Raw genomic sequence first — 373 nt, forward strand, 5'->3', positions numbered from 1 at the left:
AGACAGCGAGATCAACATCGGTGCGACTGGATTGGACTACGCCGCCCCACTGCGGGAAAGAATATTCAAGCTCCACTCGGGCGGTGATATTTCAGGTAGTGGAGACTTTAAGGAAATTCCCTCGACGTTCAAGCGATGGGTGGCTCGTATGGATAACAATCGCGATGTATGGAAAGCGGGTAAGGCGCCTCTGAAAGGATTTCTCCTGCCTTTTGAGGATCACCGTGCTACAGGCACGATGCACGCCCAGGTGACCGTTCCGTCGACGTCCGGCACATCAGCCGTCGTCTGAGATGAATCGACCCGACATGAAATTTATCGACCTTGCTCTGCGACTTCTATTCGCCAGTCTCTGCGTGTTGGCAACTGCGTC

The 373-nt window shown here is 53.9% G+C and carries 1 pseudogene; it reads left to right on the forward strand.

What is annotated here, in order from left to right:
* Positions 1-292: pseudogene (locus tag JYJ84_RS37490) on the forward strand (phospholipase); the annotation flags it as partial.
* Between the last annotated feature and the right edge of the window lie 81 nt (positions 293-373).

The organism is Burkholderia sp. LMG 13014 (genome assembly GCF_905232215.1).
Lineage (GTDB): Bacteria > Pseudomonadota > Gammaproteobacteria > Burkholderiales > Burkholderiaceae > Burkholderia.